This window comes from Alkalicoccobacillus gibsonii (assembly GCF_016798245.1).
GTDB classification, from domain to species: Bacteria; Bacillota; Bacilli; order Bacillales; family Bacillaceae_D; genus Alkalicoccobacillus; species Alkalicoccobacillus gibsonii.
Genome location: NZ_JAEUZA010000023.1, coordinates 1 through 240 on the forward strand (window position 1 = coordinate 1; position 240 = coordinate 240).

Here is a 240-nt window from a genome sequence, read left to right on the forward strand (position 1 = left end):
CCGTAGCTCAACTGGATAGAGTACTTGACTACGAATCAAGCGGTTAGAGGTTCGAATCCTCTCGGGCGCGCCATTATTAAACGGGAAGTAGCTCAGCTTGGTAGAGCACTTGGTTTGGGACCAAGGGGTCGCAGGTTCAAATCCTGTCTTCCCGACCATCTTGTTTTTGGGGCCTTAGCTCAGCTGGGAGAGCGCCTGCCTTGCACGCAGGAGGTCAGCGGTTCGATCCCGCTAGGCTCC

2 tRNA genes are annotated in these 240 nt (G+C 55.4%); both read left to right on the forward strand.

Features of this window, described 5'->3' with window-relative positions:
* Positions 1-81 precede the first annotated feature (81 nt).
* A tRNA-Pro gene (locus JNO66_RS20380) sits at positions 82-158 on the forward strand.
* Positions 159-168: 10 nt separating this feature from the next.
* Positions 169-240: transfer RNA gene (locus JNO66_RS20385), tRNA-Ala, on the forward strand.